The organism is Caballeronia novacaledonica, from assembly GCF_900258035.1.
Lineage (GTDB): Bacteria > Pseudomonadota > Gammaproteobacteria > Burkholderiales > Burkholderiaceae > Caballeronia > Caballeronia novacaledonica.
Genome location: NZ_OGTP01000040.1, coordinates 18,517 through 34,389, shown reverse-complemented (window position 1 = coordinate 34,389; position 15,873 = coordinate 18,517). Strand labels below are relative to the sequence as shown.

General features: G+C 64.3%; 13 protein-coding genes and 1 pseudogene. 11 read left to right on the top strand and 3 right to left on the bottom strand.

Annotated elements, in window-relative coordinates; all coding sequences use genetic code 11:
* A pseudogene (locus NOV72_RS30875) lies at nt 1-211 on the bottom strand (hypothetical protein); the annotation flags it as partial.
* Nucleotides 212-503: 292 nt separating this feature from the next.
* Here NOV72_RS30875 and oxlT point away from each other — a divergent pair.
* The 4 genes from oxlT (at nt 504) to NOV72_RS30855 (ending at nt 5,550) form a co-directional block, all read left to right on the top strand.
* Nucleotides 504-1,856 (top strand): oxalate/formate MFS antiporter, encoded by a 1,353-nt coding sequence (gene oxlT / locus NOV72_RS30870; RefSeq protein WP_106858303.1) that lies wholly within the window; start codon nt 504-506, stop codon nt 1,854-1,856.
* A gap of 135 nt (nt 1,857-1,991) precedes the next feature.
* The gene (oxc, locus tag NOV72_RS30865) at nt 1,992-3,734 is read left to right on the top strand and encodes an oxalyl-CoA decarboxylase (RefSeq protein ID WP_106858302.1); all 1,743 of its coding nucleotides are present in this window, start codon (nt 1,992-1,994) and stop codon (nt 3,732-3,734) included.
* 28 nt (nt 3,735-3,762) lie between these two features.
* Nucleotides 3,763-5,016, top strand: a complete 1,254-nt coding sequence (frc, locus tag NOV72_RS30860) for a formyl-CoA transferase (RefSeq protein ID WP_106858301.1) — start codon at nt 3,763-3,765, stop codon at nt 5,014-5,016.
* A gap of 102 nt (nt 5,017-5,118) precedes the next feature.
* Nucleotides 5,119-5,550 (top strand): PAS domain-containing protein, encoded by a 432-nt coding sequence (locus NOV72_RS30855; protein ID WP_106858300.1) that lies wholly within the window; start codon nt 5,119-5,121, stop codon nt 5,548-5,550.
* 35 nt (nt 5,551-5,585) lie between these two features.
* On the opposite strand, the gene NOV72_RS30850 is transcribed toward NOV72_RS30855, so the two are convergent.
* The gene (locus NOV72_RS30850) at nt 5,586-5,780 is read right to left on the bottom strand and encodes a hypothetical protein (RefSeq protein ID WP_106858299.1); all 195 of its coding nucleotides are present in this window, start codon (nt 5,778-5,780) and stop codon (nt 5,586-5,588) included.
* A gap of 240 nt (nt 5,781-6,020) precedes the next feature.
* On the opposite strand from NOV72_RS30850, the gene kdpF reads away from it, so the two are divergent.
* The 6 genes from kdpF to kdpE are packed head-to-tail and all read left to right on the top strand — an operon-like array spanning nt 6,021 to nt 14,095.
* Entirely contained in the window at nt 6,021-6,116 is a 96-nt protein-coding gene (kdpF, locus tag NOV72_RS30845; RefSeq protein ID WP_008350504.1) for a K(+)-transporting ATPase subunit F, read from the top strand.
* Complete coding sequence (kdpA, locus tag NOV72_RS30840) at nt 6,113-7,897, top strand: potassium-transporting ATPase subunit KdpA (RefSeq protein ID WP_106858298.1); 1,785 nt, start codon at nt 6,113-6,115, stop codon at nt 7,895-7,897. The genes kdpF and kdpA overlap by 4 nt, the downstream gene beginning before the upstream one ends.
* 13 nt (nt 7,898-7,910) lie before the next feature.
* On the top strand, nt 7,911-10,040 hold the full coding sequence (gene kdpB, locus NOV72_RS30835) for a potassium-transporting ATPase subunit KdpB (RefSeq protein WP_106858297.1): 2,130 nt from the start codon (nt 7,911-7,913) through the stop codon (nt 10,038-10,040).
* A gap of 5 nt (nt 10,041-10,045) precedes the next feature.
* Nucleotides 10,046-10,621 (top strand): potassium-transporting ATPase subunit KdpC, encoded by a 576-nt coding sequence (kdpC, locus tag NOV72_RS30830; protein WP_106858296.1) that lies wholly within the window; start codon nt 10,046-10,048, stop codon nt 10,619-10,621.
* Between the two features lie 17 nt (nt 10,622-10,638).
* Nucleotides 10,639-13,407 (top strand): sensor histidine kinase, encoded by a 2,769-nt coding sequence (locus tag NOV72_RS30825; RefSeq protein ID WP_106858306.1) that lies wholly within the window; start codon nt 10,639-10,641, stop codon nt 13,405-13,407.
* Nucleotides 13,400-14,095 carry a two-component system response regulator KdpE gene (kdpE, locus tag NOV72_RS30820; RefSeq protein ID WP_106858295.1) on the top strand — a complete coding sequence of 232 codons (696 nt, stop codon included), beginning with the start codon at nt 13,400-13,402 and terminating at the stop codon, nt 14,093-14,095. The genes NOV72_RS30825 and kdpE overlap by 8 nt, the downstream gene beginning before the upstream one ends.
* A gap of 21 nt (nt 14,096-14,116) precedes the next feature.
* Here the strand turns inward: kdpE and NOV72_RS30815 are convergent, their stop codons facing one another.
* On the bottom strand, nt 14,117-15,220 hold the full coding sequence (locus NOV72_RS30815) for an AraC family transcriptional regulator (protein WP_106858294.1): 1,104 nt from the start codon (nt 15,218-15,220) through the stop codon (nt 14,117-14,119).
* Nucleotides 15,221-15,381: 161 nt separating this feature from the next.
* On the opposite strand from NOV72_RS30815, the gene NOV72_RS30810 reads away from it, so the two are divergent.
* Nucleotides 15,382-15,816 carry a GFA family protein gene (locus NOV72_RS30810; RefSeq protein WP_106858293.1) on the top strand — a complete coding sequence of 145 codons (435 nt, stop codon included), beginning with the start codon at nt 15,382-15,384 and terminating at the stop codon, nt 15,814-15,816.
* Nucleotides 15,817-15,873 lie beyond the last annotated feature (57 nt).

Here is a 15,873-nt window from a genome sequence, read left to right as displayed (position 1 = left end):
GGTTCGACGTCTCCGCGCCGCCAGCGCCCCCGCCCACCGCTCCGCCGAGCACCGCGCCCGTGCTGCCGCCCACGGCGCCCCCGAGCGCAGCGCCGGCCACGCCGCCCAGTCCGCCGCCGAGCGCATTGTTCATGTCGCCAGCCAGAGCCGGCACCGATACCGCAGTCGCGAGCGCCGCGACGGCAACAAGCTGAATGATTCGTTTCGACATTGTTCGTACGTTTGTTTTTGAGACGACGCGAGTATAACCGCAGCGTCGAAAGGCTTTCGTAACGCGACTTGCGGGCGTCGGTAAGAGGTGTAACAAGAATGGCGACGGGCATCCATTCACGATCGTCAATCGATATCGAAATTTTTTCTAATTTTCTCTTATCGTTTTTCGCGCGCACGATTCTTCCGTGTTTTCTGCACGGTCTGGAGTCCCGGATCGGGCACACGCAAAGAATTGCGACATCAGCGCATCAGGCGCCGAACGAGCGCATCGACACATAACGGAGACAGACATGGCAAGTGCAGATACGGCGGTGGCCGGGCAGTCGCACGGACGTCGTCATAACAGATGGGTGCAGTTGATGATCGGCATCGTCTGCATGGGGCTCGTGGCCAACTTCCAGTACGCGTGGACGTTGTTCGTGATGCCGATGGACGCCAAGCACCATTGGGGGCAGGCGGCGATCCAGACCGCGTTCACGATCTTCATCGTCACGGAGACATGGCTCGTGCCCGTCGAGGGCTGGCTCGTCGACAAGTTCGGACCCCGGCCCGTGGTGATGGGCGGCGCGATCTGCGCGGCGATCGGCTGGATCATCGACGCCCATGCCACCACGCTCATGCATCTGTACATCGCCGCGGTGGTCGCGGGGATCGGCGCGGGCTGCGTGTACGGCACGTGCGTCGGCACGGCGCTCAAGTGGTTTCCGGACAAGCGCGGTCTCGCGGCGGGCCTGACGGCGGCGGGCTTCGGCGCGGGCGCCGCCGTGACCGTGATCCCGATCTCGAACATGATCCAGAGCTCCGGCTACGAAAGCGCGTTCATGTTCTTCGGCAGCCTGCAAGGCGCGATCATCTTCGTGCTCGCGCTGTTGCTCGTGCGGCCGAAGCCGCCCGCGAACGTCGTGCCGGCGAAGCGCCTCGTCGCGACGAAGATCGACTACACGACCGCGCAAATGGTGCGAGCGCCCATCTTCTGGGTGCTTTACCTGATGTTCGTCGCGGTGGCGGCGGGCGGCGTCATCGCCACGGCGCAATTCGGGCCGATCGCGAAGGAATACGGCTTCGCCAACATGCCGGTGACCCTGCTCGGCGCGACGTTGCCCCTGCTCGCGATGACGCTCTCCATCGATAACCTCTGCAACGGCTTCACGCGCCCGCTATGCGGCTTCATCTCGGACAAGATCGGCCGCGAGAACACGATGTTCATCATCTTTCTGGGCGAAGGCGTCGCGCTGCTCGGGCTGATGCAGTTCGGTCAGAGCCCGTACATGTTCATGCTGTTCGCGGCGCTGACGTTCCTGTGCTGGGGCGAAATCTTCTCGATCTTCCCTGCGACCTGCGCCGATACCTTCGGCAGCAAGTACGCCGCCGCCAACGCGGGCACGCTCTACACCGCGAAGGGCACGGCCGCCATGCTGGTGCCGCTCGCGTCGGTGCTGGCGTCGTTCGGTTCCTGGAATGCGGTGTTCATCGCTACCGCGATCACGTCGATCGCGGCGGGTATCTGCGCCAAGTTTGTCCTCGCGCCGATGCGCCGGCGCTGGATAGAAAACACGATCACCCAGGCTGCGCCGCAGCAGCCGGTCGGCATGCCCTTTCAGGCCGACTGGATGGATGCGCCCAGCAAGTCGTCGACTCGATGACCGCGCGCACGTTGCATCAGCTTCGCTTTGTTCCTCCGTTTCATCTTTTGTACACAACTCGAAAATAAAGCTTTGACAAATGCTGTATCTGATATCTAGTATATCAGCACATAACCGGCCCTCAGGAGGAGACAAATGGCAGACGTACTCGAGGCAACAACACAGGCACCCGTCGAAGCGAAGGCGCCGCAGATGACCGATGGTTTTCACCTCGTCATCGATGCGCTGAAGCTGAACGACATCGACACGATCTTCGGCCTCGTCGGCATTCCCATTACCGACCTCGCGCGGCTTGCGCAGGCGGAAGGCATGCGCTTCATCGGATTTCGCCACGAGCAGCATGCGGGCAACGCGGCCGCGATCGCCGGCTACATGACGCAGAAGCCGGGCATCTGCCTGACCGTGTCGGCGCCAGGCTTCCTGAACGGACTGACCGCGCTCGCCAACGCGACCACCAATTGCTTCCCGATGATCCTGATCAGCGGTTCGAGCGAACGCGAGATCGTCGATCTGCAGCAGGGCGACTACGAAGAGATGGACCAGTTGAACGCCGCGAAGCCGTATGCGAAGGCGGCTTACCGTGTGCTGCACGCGGAGGACATCGGCGTCGGCATCGCGCGTGCGATCCGCGCGGCCGTGTCGGGCCGTCCGGGCGGCGTGTATCTCGATCTGCCCGCCAAGCTGCTTTCCCAAACGATGGATGCGCTCAAGGGCCAGCAATCGCTCATCAAGGTCGTCGATGCCGCGCCGCGTCAGTTGCCGTCGCCGGATTCGGTGAAGCGCGCCCTCGACGTGATGAAGAGCGCGAAGCGTCCGCTGATCCTGCTCGGCAAGGGCGCGGCTTACGCGCAGGCCGACGCGCAGATTCGCGAACTGGTCGAGAAGAGCGGCATTCCGTATCTGCCGATGTCGATGGCGAAGGGTCTCTTGCCGGACACGCATGCGCAGTCGGCGTCGGCGGCGCGCTCGTTCGTGCTGCAAGAGGCGGATTGCGTCATGCTGATCGGCGCGCGTCTGAACTGGCTGCTCGCGCACGGCAAGGGCAAGACCTGGGGCGCGGCGCCCAAGCAGTTCGTGCAGATCGACATCTCGCCGACCGAGATCGACAGCAACGTGGCGATCGCCGCGCCGGTGATCGGCGATATCGGTTCGTGCGTGTCGGCGCTCGTCGCGGGCATCGACGCGAACTTCCCGAAGCCGTCGGGCGAATGGACGGGCGCCATCAACGAGCGCAAGAACAAGAACCTCGAAAAGATGGCGGCGACGCTCGCGAAGAATCCGTCGCCGATGAACTTCCACAGCGCGCTGCGCGCCATCCGCGACGTATTGAAGACGCGCCCCGACATCAACGTCGTCAACGAAGGTGCGAACACGCTCGACTATGCGCGCAGCATCATCGACATGTACGAGCCGCGCAAGCGTTTCGATTCGGGCACGTGGGGAATCATGGGCATCGGCATGGGCTTCTCGATCGGCGCGGCGGTGACGAGCGGCCAGCAGGTCGTCGCGATCGAAGGCGACAGCGCGTTCGGCTTCAGCGGCATGGAACTCGAAACCATCTGCCGATACGACTTGCCTGTTTGCACCATCGTCTTCAACAACAACGGCGTGTATCGCGGCACCGACGTGAATCCCACCGGCGGCAAGGACGTCGCGCCGACCGTGTTCGTGAAGAACGCGCGCTACGACAAGATGATCGAGGCGTTCGGCGGCATCGGCTTCAACGCGACGACGCCCGAAGAACTCACGCACGCACTGCAGGAAGCGATCAAGTCGGGCAAGCCGACGCTGATCAACGCAGTGATCGATGAAGCGGCCGGCACGGAGAGCGGTCGCCTGACGAATCTGAATCCGCAAAGCGCGGCGATGAAAAAGTAATCGAGACCAGCCACCAAGGAGAATTCACGTGAACGACAAACCACTCAAGGGCATCAAGATCATTGATTTCACGCACGTGCAGGCCGGTCCCGCATGTACGCAAATGCTGGCATGGTTCGGGGCGGACGTGATCAAGGTCGAGCGTCCGGGTTCGGGCGATGTCACGCGCAATCAGTTGCGCGACATTCCGGACGCCGACGCGCTGTACTTCACGATGCTCAACAGCAACAAGCGTTCGTTGACGCTCGATACGAAAAAGCCCGAAGGCAAGGAAGTGCTGACCAAGCTGATCCGCGAATCGGACGTGCTGGTCGAGAACTTCGGGCCGGGCGCGCTGGACCGCATGGGCTTTTCGTGGGAGAACATCAGGGAACTGAATCCGAAGATGATCGTGGCGTCAGTCAAAGGCTTCAGCGACGGTCACCATTACGACGACCTGAAGGTCTACGAGAACGTCGCGCAATGCGCGGGCGGCGCGGCATCGACCACCGGTTTCTGGGACGGCCCGCCGACCATCAGCGCGGCCGCGCTCGGCGACAGCAACACGGGCATGCATCTCGCGATCGGCATTCTCACGGCGATCATCGGCCGGCAGCAGACGGGCAAGGGTCAGCGCGTCGCGGTGTCGATGCAGGACAGCGTGCTCAATCTGTGCCGCGTGAAGCTGCGCGATCAGCAGCGTCTGGATCGCGTCGGCTATCTGGAGGAATATCCGCAATATCCGCACGGCACGTTCAGCGACGTCGTGCCGCGTGGCGGCAATGCCGGCGGCGGCGGACAGCCGGGCTGGGTGCTCAAGTGCAAGGGCTGGGAAACCGATCCGAACGCGTACATCTACTTCACGATTCAGGGTCACGCGTGGGCGCCGATCTGCCGCGCGATCGGCAAGCCGGAATGGATCGAAGATCCGCACTACATGACGGCCGAAGCGCGCCAGCCGCATATCTTCGAAATCTTCAACACGATCGAAGCATGGCTCGCCGATAAGACCAAGTTCGAAGCCGTCGATATCCTGCGCAAGTTCGACATTCCGTGCGCGCCGGTGCTGACGATGAAGGAACTCGCGAACGACGAATCGTTGCGCGCGAGCGGCTCGATCGTCGAGGTGGATCATAAGGTGCGCGGCAAGTATCTTACGGTCGGCAGCCCGATCAAGTTCTCGGACCTGAAGCCGGAAATCACGGCCTCGCCGCTTCTGGGCGAGCATACGGAAGAAGTGCTGCTCGAGTTGGGCTACAGCAAGGAGCAAGTCGCGAACATGCAGGAAGCGCGCGCCGTCTGACGCAATTGCTTTAACTGTTATAGGGATATCGCTGTCTTCTGCCGTTTCTGTTTTGGCGGCAGAATGGCAGCGCCCCTTGAAAAACCAGATCCGGATGACACCATGACCCCCACCATCGATTACGAGCAACTCGTCAATGCGATCGGCGATGCCGTGATCATTTCGGATGCGAACGGAGCGATCACGTTATGGAATCCGGCGGCCGAACGCATGTTCGGCTTCACGCCAGGCGAAGCATTGGGACAGTCGCTGGATCTGATCATTCCGGAACGTCTGCGCGGCCGTCATTGGGACGGCTATAACAAGACCATGTCCACGGGCGAGACGCGCTACGGACACGATCTGCTCAAGGTGCCCGCCGTCGACAAGACCGGACGCTCGATGTCGATCGCGTTCACTGTCGCGCTATTGAAATCGCCGGAAGGAGAGGTGACCGGCATCGTCGCGATCATCCGCGATGAAACGGCGCGGTTTCAGGAAGATCGCGCGCTGCGCAAGCGCATCGCCGAGCTCGAGGCGAAAGTCGCCGTTTGAGGAGCGGCTCTGACGGCTGACATGGAAGACTGCGGTCAGCGGCGCCCGCTGCGGCCCCATACGTAGCGTACCCATCTTTGCCATCGGGATTTCGGCGCACGTAAATCATGCGCGGCCTGCGCTTCGCGGTCGCGCTGAACCGACTTCTGCACCTGTTCGTGAATTTGCCGCAACGTCATTCCGCCGGGGCCTTTTAGCTGCTCGGGATCGGAATCGGAATCGTCTGTCATGGCACTCGCCTGGCGGAAGTCGCATTCCAAATATTTACACCATTTTTATATCTCCCGCGGATCTCTTGCCAAGTCCTTTACGTCCGTTTTCGTATTCTCCACCCTGTCCTGAACCGCATAAGGGGAGAACACAGAGATGGACTTCATTTACCTCGCCGGCATCGTCCTGTTCTGGGGACTTTGCGTGGCGCTCACGCGTGGCTGCGAACGACTGAGCCGCCGCGCGACGGGAGGCCGTCCATGAGCGCCTGGATGTTGTGGCTCGCGGCGGCTTCCACGCTGCTGCTTTTCGTCTACCTCGTGTACGCGCTGCTGCGTGCGGAGGATCTCGAATGAACGCCAATACCTTCGTGCAGACGGCGATCTACATCGTCGTTCTGATCGCACTCGCCATTCCGCTCGGCCGCTATATCTCGAATGTGCTCGACGGATCGTCCATCGTCGTGCGCAAGATCGGGCGTCCGATCGAGCGCGTGCTGTATCGCATCGCCGGCGTCGATCCCGAAGCCGAAATGTCGTGGAAGCATTACGCGCTCGCCGTGCTGATCTTCAACGTGCTCGGCGCGCTCGTGCTGTATGCCATCCTGCGTCTGCAAGGCATGCTGCCGGCCAATCCGCAAGGCCTCGGCTCAATGACGCCCGACGCCGCGTTCAACACCGCCGTCAGCTTCGTCACCAACACGAACTGGCAGGACTACGGCGGCGAAAGCACGCTCGGCTATCTCGCGCAAATGCTCGGCCTCACCGTGCAGAACTTCTTCTCGGCGGCGACGGGCATCGCCGTGGTCATCGCGCTGATTCGCGGTTTCAAGCGGCACTCGGCGCAAACCATCGGCAACTTCTGGGTCGATCTGACGCGCACCACGCTCTACATCCTCGCGCCGCTCGCCGTCGTGTTCGCGCTCGTCTTCGTGAGTCAGGGCGCGATCCAGAACTTCAAGGCGTATCAGGACGTATCGACGCTGCAGGTCACGAGCTATCAGACGCAATCGACGGACGCGCAGGGCAAGTCCGTCACGCAAACGCTCAAGGCCGACAAGCAGACCTTGCCGATGGGCCCGGTCGCCTCTCAGGAAGCGATCAAGATGCTCGGCACCAACGGCGGCGGCTTCTTCAACACCAATTCCGCGCATCCGTACGAAAACCCGACGCCGTTCTCGAACTTCATGCAGATGCTCGCCATGCTGATCATTCCGGCGGCGCTGTGCGTCGTGTTCGGACGCACGGTCGGCGACAAGCGTCAGGGCTATGCCGTGCTCGCGGCGATGACCATCGCGTTCGCCGCCGCCTGCTGGTTCGAGATATCGGCGGAGCAGGCGGGCAATCCGCTCTATGCGTCGCTGCACGTCGATACGCAGGCGTCCGCGTTGCAGGCGGGCGGCAACATGGAAGGCAAGGAAACGCGCTTCGGCATCGCGCAGTCGGGCATCTTCACGGTCGCGACGACCTCGGCTTCCTGCGGCGCGGTCAGCAGCATGCACGACTCGCTCACGCCGCTCGGCGGCCTCGTGCCGCTGCTCCTGATCCAGCTCGGCGAAGTGATCTTCGGCGGCGTCGGCTCGGGCTTGTACGGCATGCTCGCGTTCGCGTTGCTGGCGGTGTTCGTCGCCGGGCTGATGATCGGCCGCACGCCCGAGTACGTCGGCAAGAAGATCGAATCGTTCGAGATGAAGATGGTGTCCATCGTTATCCTGCTGACGCCGCTGCTGGTGCTCGTGGGCACGTCGGTCGCGGTTCTGAGCGCGGCGGGCACGGCGGGCATCGCGAATCCGGGCGCGCACGGCTTCTCCGAAGTTCTCTACGCGTTCAGTTCGGCCGCCAACAACAACGGCAGCGCGTTCGCGGGTCTTTCGGTGAACACGCCGTTCTATAACTCGATGCTCGGCATCGCGATGTGGTTCGGCCGCTTCGGCTCGCTCATCCCGATTCTCGCGATCGCCGGTTCGCTCGCCGCGAAGAAGCGCCTCGCCGTGACGGCGGGCACGCTGCCGACGCACGGTCCGCTCTTCGTGGTCCTGCTGCTCGGCACGCTGCTGCTCGTCGGCGCGCTCACGTATGTGCCCGCGCTCGCGCTCGGTCCCATCGTCGAGCACATCAGCATGATCGCAGGCCATTGAATCAGAGGACAGCATGACTCAACTCAATCAACAGCCGATGCACCGCCCCGAGAATCTCGGGCAGGCACGCACGGCAGTACGTTCGATGTTCGACCCGGCGCTCGTGAAGCCGGCGATCGTCGATTCGTTCAGGAAGCTCGCGCCGCGCACGCAGTTGCGCAATCCGGTGATGTTCTGCGTCTACGTCGGCAGCATTCTGACGACGGTGTTGTGGCTCGCCGCGCTCGCCGGCCAGGCCGAAGCGCCCGCGGGCTTCATTCTCGCGATCACGCTGTGGCTGTGGTTCACGGTGCTCTTCGCGAACTTCGCCGAAGCGCTCGCGGAAGGGCGCTCGAAGGCGCAGGCCGCATCGCTGCGTGAGGCGAAGCACAACGTGATGGCGAAGAAGCTCAACGAGCCGCATCCGAAATCGCCGATCCGCATCACGACATCCACCGATCTGCGTAAAGGCGACGTGGTGCTCGTCGAAGCGGGCGACGTGATTCCCGCCGACGGCGACGTGATCGAAGGCGTCGCGTCCGTCGACGAATCCGCGATCACGGGCGAATCCGCGCCGGTGATCCGCGAATCGGGCGGCGACTTCTCGTCGGTGACGGGCGGCACGCGCGTGCTGTCGGACTGGATCGTCGTGCGCGTGGGCGTGAATCCCGGCGAGGCGTTTCTCGACCGCATGATCGCGATGGTCGAAGGCGCGAAGCGGCAGAAGACGCCCAACGAAATCGCGCTGACGATCCTGCTCGTCGCGCTGACGCTCGTGCTGCTGTTCGCGACGGCCACGCTCTTGCCGTTCTCGATGTTCTCCGTCGAGGCGGCGAAGCAGGGCCATGTCGTGACGATCACCGCGCTCGTCGCGCTGCTCGTGTGCCTGATTCCGACGACCATCGGCGGCCTGCTTTCGGCCATCGGCGTCGCGGGCATGAGCCGCATGATGCAGGCGAACGTGATCGCCACGTCCGGCCGCGCGGTGGAAGCGGCGGGCGACGTCGACGTGCTGCTGCTCGACAAGACCGGCACGATCACGCTCGGCAATCGTCAGGCGTCGATGTTCGTCGCGGCGCCGGGCATCGCCGAACGCGATCTCGCCGATGCGGCGCAACTCGCCTCGCTCGCCGACGAAACGCCGGAAGGCCGCAGCATCGTCGTGCTCGCGAAGCAGCGCTTCAACATCCGCGAGCGCGACATGGCGACACTGCAGGCGACGTTCCTCGCGTTCTCCGCGCAGTCGCGCATGAGCGGCGTGGACATGCCCGACCGCGAGATTCGCAAGGGTTCCGCCGACGCCGTGAAGCGCTATATCGACGAACGCGGCGGCCGTTTTCCGCAGGAAGTGCAGAACGCCGTCGATGAAATCGCGCGGCGCGGCAGCACGCCGCTCGTCGTGGCGGAGCGCGTGAACGACGCGGTGCGCGCGCTCGGCGTGATCGAACTGAAGGACATCGTGAAGGGCGGCATCAAGGAGCGCTTCGCGGAACTGCGCAAGATGGGCATCAAGACGGTGATGGTGACCGGCGACAACCGCCTCACGGCGGCGGCGATCGCGGCGGAAGCGGGCGTAGACGACTTCCTCGCCGAAGCGACGCCCGAAGCCAAGCTCTCGACGATCCGCGCGCATCAGGCCGAAGGACGGCTCGTCGCGATGACCGGCGACGGCACCAACGACGCGCCCGCGCTCGCCCAGGCCGACGTCGCCGTGGCGATGAACACCGGCACGCAGGCCGCGAAGGAAGCGGGCAACATGGTCGATCTCGATTCGAATCCGACCAAGCTGATCGAGATCGTCGAGATCGGCAAGCAGATGCTGATGACGCGCGGCTCGCTCACGACGTTCTCGATTGCGAACGACGTCGCCAAGTACTTCGCGATCATCCCGGCGGCGTTTGCGACGACGTATCCGCAGTTGCGCGTGCTGGACGTGATGCATCTCGCGTCGCCCTCGTCGGCGATTCTGTCGGCGGTGATCTTCAACGCGCTGATCATCGTGTTCCTGATTCCGCTCGCGCTGAAGGGCGTGAAGTATCGCGCGCTGGGCGCCGCTTCGCTTCTGCGCCGCAACCTGCTGGTCTACGGTCTCGGCGGCATCGTTCTGCCGTTCCCGTTCATCAAGCTCATCGATATGACCATTGCCGCACTCGGCTGGAGTTAAACATCATGAAAACGATTTTGCGCCCCGCGATCGTCCTGTTCGCCGCGCTGACGGTGGTGACGGGACTGGTTTATCCTGCGGTCGTGACCGCGATCGGGCAGACGGCTTTTTCGCATCGGGCGAACGGCAGTCTGATCGAGCGCGACGGCAAGGCGGTCGGCTCGGAGATCATCGGACAGCAGTTCGATGCGCCGCAATACTTCTGGGGCCGTCTCTCCGCGACGACGCCGAATCCGTACAACGCGGGCAGTTCCAGCGGCTCGAATCTCGGGCCGACCAATCCCGCGCTCGCCGATGAGATCAAGGGGCGCATCGAGGCGCTCCACGCCGCCGATCCGGACAACGCGGCGCCGGTGCCGGTCGATCTGGTAACGTCCTCCGCCAGCGGCCTCGATCCGGAGATCAGTCCGGCGGCGGCGCAGTATCAGGTGGCGCGTGTGGCGAAGGCGCGCGGCATGACGGCCGCGCAGGTCGAAGCGCTCGTCGAGGAGGCCACGCGCGGCCGGCAGTTCGGCGTGCTCGGCGAGCCGCGCGTGAACGTGCTGAAGCTCAATCTGGCGCTCGACGCGGCGCGTACTTGAAGAAACAGGCGACGACGATGACGCGGCCCGATCCCGACGAACTGCTCGACAAGCTCCAGCGCGAAGAGGAGAAGCGCCAGCGCGGGCGGCTGAAGGTGTTCTTCGGCGCGTCGGCGGGCGTCGGCAAGACCTTTGCGATGCTGCAGGCCGCGCGCCGCCGTCTGGACGAAGGCGTGGATGTCGTCGTCGGCGTGGTCGAAACGCACGGCCGCAAGGAGACGCTCGCGCTGCTCGACGGGCTCGACACGCTGCCCGCGGCGCGCATCGAGTATCGCGGGCGGCTGCTCGCGGAGTTCGATCTCGACGCGGCGCTCGCACGCAAGCCGGAGCTGATTCTCGTAGACGAGCTTGCGCACTCGAACGTGCAGGGCTCGCGCCACATGAAGCGCTGGCAGGACGTTCACGAACTGCTCGACGCGGGCATCGACGTCTATACGACCGTCAACGTCCAGCACCTCGAAAGCCTGAACGACATCGTCGGGCGCATCACGGGCATTCGCGTCTGGGAGACGGTGCCGGATCGCGTGTTCGATCTCGCCGATGAAGTCACGCTCGTCGATCTGCCGCCGGAAGAACTGCTCGACCGTCTGCGCGACGGCAAGGTCTATCTGCCGACGCAGGCCGAGCACGCGGTGCGCAACTTCTTTCGCAAGGGCAACCTGATCGCGTTGCGCGAACTCGCGCTGCGCCGCACCGCCGACCGCGTCGATGCGCAGATGCGCGAGTACCGCGCCGACCAGTCGATCGAGCGCATCTGGCGGGCGCGCGAGCGTCTGATCGCGTGCGTCGGTCCCGGTCCGGAAAGCGCGGCGCTCGTGCGCGCGGCGGCGCGGCTCGCGGCGGCGCTCAAGGCCGACTGGCTCGCCGTCTATGTAGAGACGCCGAAGCTGCAGCGGCTCTCCGACGAGCACCGGCGCCGCACGCTCGATGCGCTCAAGCTCGCCTCCGAACTCGGCGCCGAAACCGTCACGCTCGATGGCGCCGATGCCGCCGCGACGCTCATCGACTATGCGCGCATGCGCAATGTGTCGAAGCTGGTGGCGAGCGCGTCGATGACGCAAGGCTGGCGGCGCGTCTTCGACCGGCCGGTGAGCGAGCGCATCATGCGGCAGGCTGCGGATATCGACGTGACGCTCGTCTCGACCGGCGCGCGCGAAGGCCAGCCACGCTCCGCGCTCACGTTCGATGCGCTGCGGGACGGCATGCATTCGCCGCCGCGCGCTTACGTTTTCGCGCTCGCGATCGGCGCCGCGATCACGCTCGTCGCGAGTGCGCTTTTCGCGCAGCGCATCGCGCTGACCAATCTCGTGATGCTGTATCTGCTCGGCGTGATCTTCGCGGCCGTGCGCCTCGGACGCGGACCGGGCGTGATGCTCTCGTTCCTGTCGGTCGCGGCGTTCGATTTCTTCTTCGTGGCGCCGGTCATGTCGTTCTCGGTCGGCGACACGCAGTACCTTTTGACGTTCGCGGTCATGCTGCTGACCTCGCTCACGATCAGCCATCTGACGTCGAGCCTGCGGCGCGAGGCGCGCATCGCGTCGCAACGCGAACGGCGCACCGGCGCCATGTACGCGATGACGAAGGAACTCGCCGCCGCGCTGATGACCGAGCAGATCATCGAGATCGGCACGCGGCACATCGCGGAAGTCTTCCAGGCGAAAGCGGCGATTCTCCTGCCGGACAGCGCGGAAAAGGTCCAGCAGAAGGTGGCGGAGGCGAGCCCGGCGACGACGATCGATAAATCGGCGCTGGATTTCGATATCGCGCAATGGGTCTACGACCAGCAGAAGCCCGCGGGTCTCGGCACCGACACCCTGCCCGCCGCGCAGGCGCTGTATCTGCCGCTCAAGGCGCCGATGCGCACGCGCGGCGTCCTGGCGTTCGCGCCGCAGCGCACGTCCGATCTCGCCGTCCCCGAGCAGCAGCGCATGATCGAAACTTTCGCGGCGCAGATCGCGCTGGCGATCGAGCGCGTTCACTATGTCGAGATCGCGCAGGACGCGCTCGTCAACATGGAATCGGAGCGCATGCGCAATTCGCTTCTGTCGGCCATTTCGCACGATCTGCGCACGCCGCTGACGTCGATCGTCGGCTTCGCTTCCATTCTGGAAGAGCAGGGCGTCGCCCGCTCTCGGGAACTCGTTCACGCGATCCACGAGGAAGCGCTGCGCATGAGCGGTCTCGTCACCAATCTGCTCGACATGGCGCGGCTGCAGGCGGGCGCGATCCGGCTGAACCGCCAATGGTCGATGCTGGAGGAAACCGTCGGCGCCGCGCTCGCGGGACTGAAGCGGACGCTCGCGGGCCGCCGCGTGCAGACGCGCATTCCGCCCGAGCTGCCGCTCCTGCAACTCGACGCCGTGCTCATGGACCGCCTCTTCGCCAATCTGCTGGAGAACGTCGCGAAGTACACGCCGAAAGGCACCGACATCCAGATTTCCGCGCGCGAGGAAGAGCTTTCCGGAGAACGGTTCGTGCGCGTTTCTATCGACGATCGCGGGCCGGGCATCCAGCCCGCCTTGCAGACGCGTCTTTTCGAGAAGTTCACGCGCGGCGAGAAGGAGTCCGCGCAGTCCGGCGTGGGGCTGGGCCTCGCGATTTGCCGCGCGATCGTCGAAGCGCATGGCGGGCAGATCGGCGCGGAGAATCGCATCGAGGATGGCCGTGTCGCCGGGGCGCGATTCTGGTTCACGTTGCCCGTGGACGGCACGCCGCCGGCGCTCGACGTGCCGGCGGACGAACAGCCCGTATCGGACAATGAACCCGCGAGACGAGACCATGAGTGAGATTGCGCATACGGTGCTGATCGTCGAGGACGATCCGCCGATCCGGCGCTTCGTGCGATCGACGCTGGAATCGCACGAACTCGCGGTCGTCGAAGCGGAGACGGGCCGGGCGGGATTGCGCGAGATCGCGACGCGGCAACCGGATCTCGTCGTGCTCGATCTCGGCCTGCCCGATACCGATGGCATCGACGTGATCCGCGAATTGCGCGGCTGGACGCAGGTGCCGGTGATCGTGCTCTCCGCGCGCACGAGCGAAGCCGTGAAGGTCGAAGCCCTCGACGCCGGCGCGGACGACTATCTCACGAAGCCTTTCGGCGTGTCCGAGCTGCTTGCACGCGTGCGCGCGCAATTGCGCCGCAGCGTGCGCTCGCAGGACGAAGCGCCTGCCGTATCGTTCGGCGACGTCGCCGTGGACCTCGCCAGGCGGGAAGTCACGCGCGCAGGGCAGCCGGTTCGACTCACGCCCACGGAATATCGCTTGCTCACGGTGCTGATGCGACACGCCGGGCGCGTGCTCACGCATCGGCAATTGCTGCGCGATGTGTGGGGACCGGAGCAGGTCGACAACGCGCACTATCTGCGCGTCTATATGGGCCATCTTCGCCAGAAGCTGGAGAAGGACCCGGCGCAACCCGAGCACATTCTCACGGAGACGGCGGTGGGTTACAGGCTCGTCGGGATCAGATAGCGGTCCAACGCTGGCCCAAGTTCACGCAACGTCGTTCAAACGATGTTCCGGACGACTATTCAAATTCGTCGCCGCGGTGAGTGACGCGCACGCTTCTTCATTCGCGTCGCTATTCGCGAAGGCTTCGTCGTTCACCACGCGTCCCTGGCTGCGCCGCCAGGTTGCGGGCGGCATGCCGAACTGGCGCTTGAACGCCCGATTGAACGCCGCCTCCGATTCGTAGCCCACGCGTTCGGCCACTGCCGCGATCGGGCGCGGTCCGGACAGCAGATCCTGCGCGGCCACTTGCAGACGCCAGCATGAGAGATATTGCATCGGCGCCTGACCGAGCAACTGCGTGAAGCGCTGCGCGAGCGCGGAACGCGACAGACCGACACGGCGCGCGAGTTCGTCGACGGTCCAGTCGTGACCGGGCTGCGCGTGCAGCAGCGCGAGCGCCTTGCCGACGAACCGGTCGCCGACGCCCGCGAGCCAGCCACGGCGATCCTCCGGCATGGAACCGATGCACCGCCGCACCGCTTCCACGAAAAGCAGTTCCGAGAGCCGCGCGAGCACGGTCGCGCTGCCGGGACGCCACTCGGCCGCTTCCGTCACCGCAAATCTCAGCGACGATTCGAGCCACGCGGATTGCGGATCGTGACGCATGTCGATCTTGAAGAGGCGCGGCAGTGAAGCGAGCACGGGATTGACGAGCATGTCGTCGCAAGCGAGAAAGCCGCAGACGATGCGCGTGCGCCCGTTTTCCTGATCCGCGCCCCCGGCTCCGACGCTCAGCCGCATGACTTCGCCCGGCGAGGTGGCCAGATATCGCGACACCAGTTCCTCGGCGGGCGTCGGTACGAGGTCGAGCGAACTGCCCATCAGATGCGCTTCGCCTTGCGGCACGACGAGCAGTTCTCCGGCATCGACGCGAATGGCCGACGCGGGATCGTCGGTCAGCGCGGCCCAGCAGCTTCCTTCCAGAATGAGGTGATACGACACGACGCGCTCGGCGCGCGGCAGGAACGTCGCGCACATTGCGGGCGAAACCTGGCCGACTACGCACCACGGCGCCGCGAAGTCGCCGTTCAGATAGACCGCACCGCTGAGACGCAACAGACGAAGAACGTCGGAAAGAGCATCCATGACCTATCCCAGTTTTCGGCGTCCCGCGCAAAACATCTGGACGCTCGGTCATTCAAAGAAGCGATCCGCGCGCCGATACTGGCATCCACGCGAAACATCGGTGACGCAAGGTTAAGCGCAGTTGGACCGTTCGCCAACCCACACTAACGAGGGGTCGATAAATGAATGATGCAGCTACTTACCGTTGCCAGTGTTTTTGCGGCGCAGTGAAGTTCATCGTGAGCGGCAAGCCCGAAGGCGTGGGCTATTGCCATTGCGAATCGTGCCGGCGCTGGTCCGCCGGTCCCGTGAACGCCTTCACGCTCTGGAAGCCCGATGCCGTGAGCATCACGCACGGGGCGGACCATATCGGCACTTACAACAAGACCGAGCACAGCTATCGAAAGTGGTGCAGGGTCTGCGGCGGTCATCTCTTCACCGAGCATCCGGGTCTGGGACTGACCGATGTCTATGCCGCCGTCATCGTCGACTTCCCGTATGAGCCATGCGTGCATGTTCACTACACGGAATCGAAGCTGCCGATAAAAGACGGTCTGCCGAAGATGAAGGACTTGCCGAAGGATATGGGCGGGTCGGGCGTGCGCATCGCCGAGTAGTTCGAGTTGTTCCGTAGCAATCCGAAAACCGGCAGTGCGAACACACGATCTCGCCAC

Excerpts from the sequence above, each read along its gene's own strand:
- oxlT (WP_106858303.1), top strand. The coding sequence starts at position 504 with ATGGCAAGTGCAGATACGGCGGTGGCCGGGCAGTCGCACGGACGTCGT.
- oxc (WP_106858302.1), top strand. The coding sequence starts at position 1,992 with ATGGCAGACGTACTCGAGGCAACAACACAGGCACCCGTCGAAGCGAAG.
- NOV72_RS30855 (WP_106858300.1), top strand. The coding sequence starts at position 5,119 with ATGACCCCCACCATCGATTACGAGCAACTCGTCAATGCGATCGGCGAT.
- NOV72_RS30850 (WP_106858299.1), bottom strand. The coding sequence starts at position 5,780 with ATGACAGACGATTCCGATTCCGATCCCGAGCAGCTAAAAGGCCCCGGC.
- kdpF (WP_008350504.1), top strand. The coding sequence starts at position 6,021 with ATGAGCGCCTGGATGTTGTGGCTCGCGGCGGCTTCCACGCTGCTGCTT.
- kdpA (WP_106858298.1), top strand. The coding sequence starts at position 6,113 with ATGAACGCCAATACCTTCGTGCAGACGGCGATCTACATCGTCGTTCTG.
- kdpB (WP_106858297.1), top strand. The coding sequence starts at position 7,911 with ATGACTCAACTCAATCAACAGCCGATGCACCGCCCCGAGAATCTCGGG.
- kdpC (WP_106858296.1), top strand. The coding sequence starts at position 10,046 with ATGAAAACGATTTTGCGCCCCGCGATCGTCCTGTTCGCCGCGCTGACG.
- NOV72_RS30825 (WP_106858306.1), top strand. The coding sequence starts at position 10,639 with ATGACGCGGCCCGATCCCGACGAACTGCTCGACAAGCTCCAGCGCGAA.
- kdpE (WP_106858295.1), top strand. The coding sequence starts at position 13,400 with ATGAGTGAGATTGCGCATACGGTGCTGATCGTCGAGGACGATCCGCCG.
- NOV72_RS30815 (WP_106858294.1), bottom strand. The coding sequence starts at position 15,220 with ATGGATGCTCTTTCCGACGTTCTTCGTCTGTTGCGTCTCAGCGGTGCG.
- NOV72_RS30810 (WP_106858293.1), top strand. The coding sequence starts at position 15,382 with ATGAATGATGCAGCTACTTACCGTTGCCAGTGTTTTTGCGGCGCAGTG.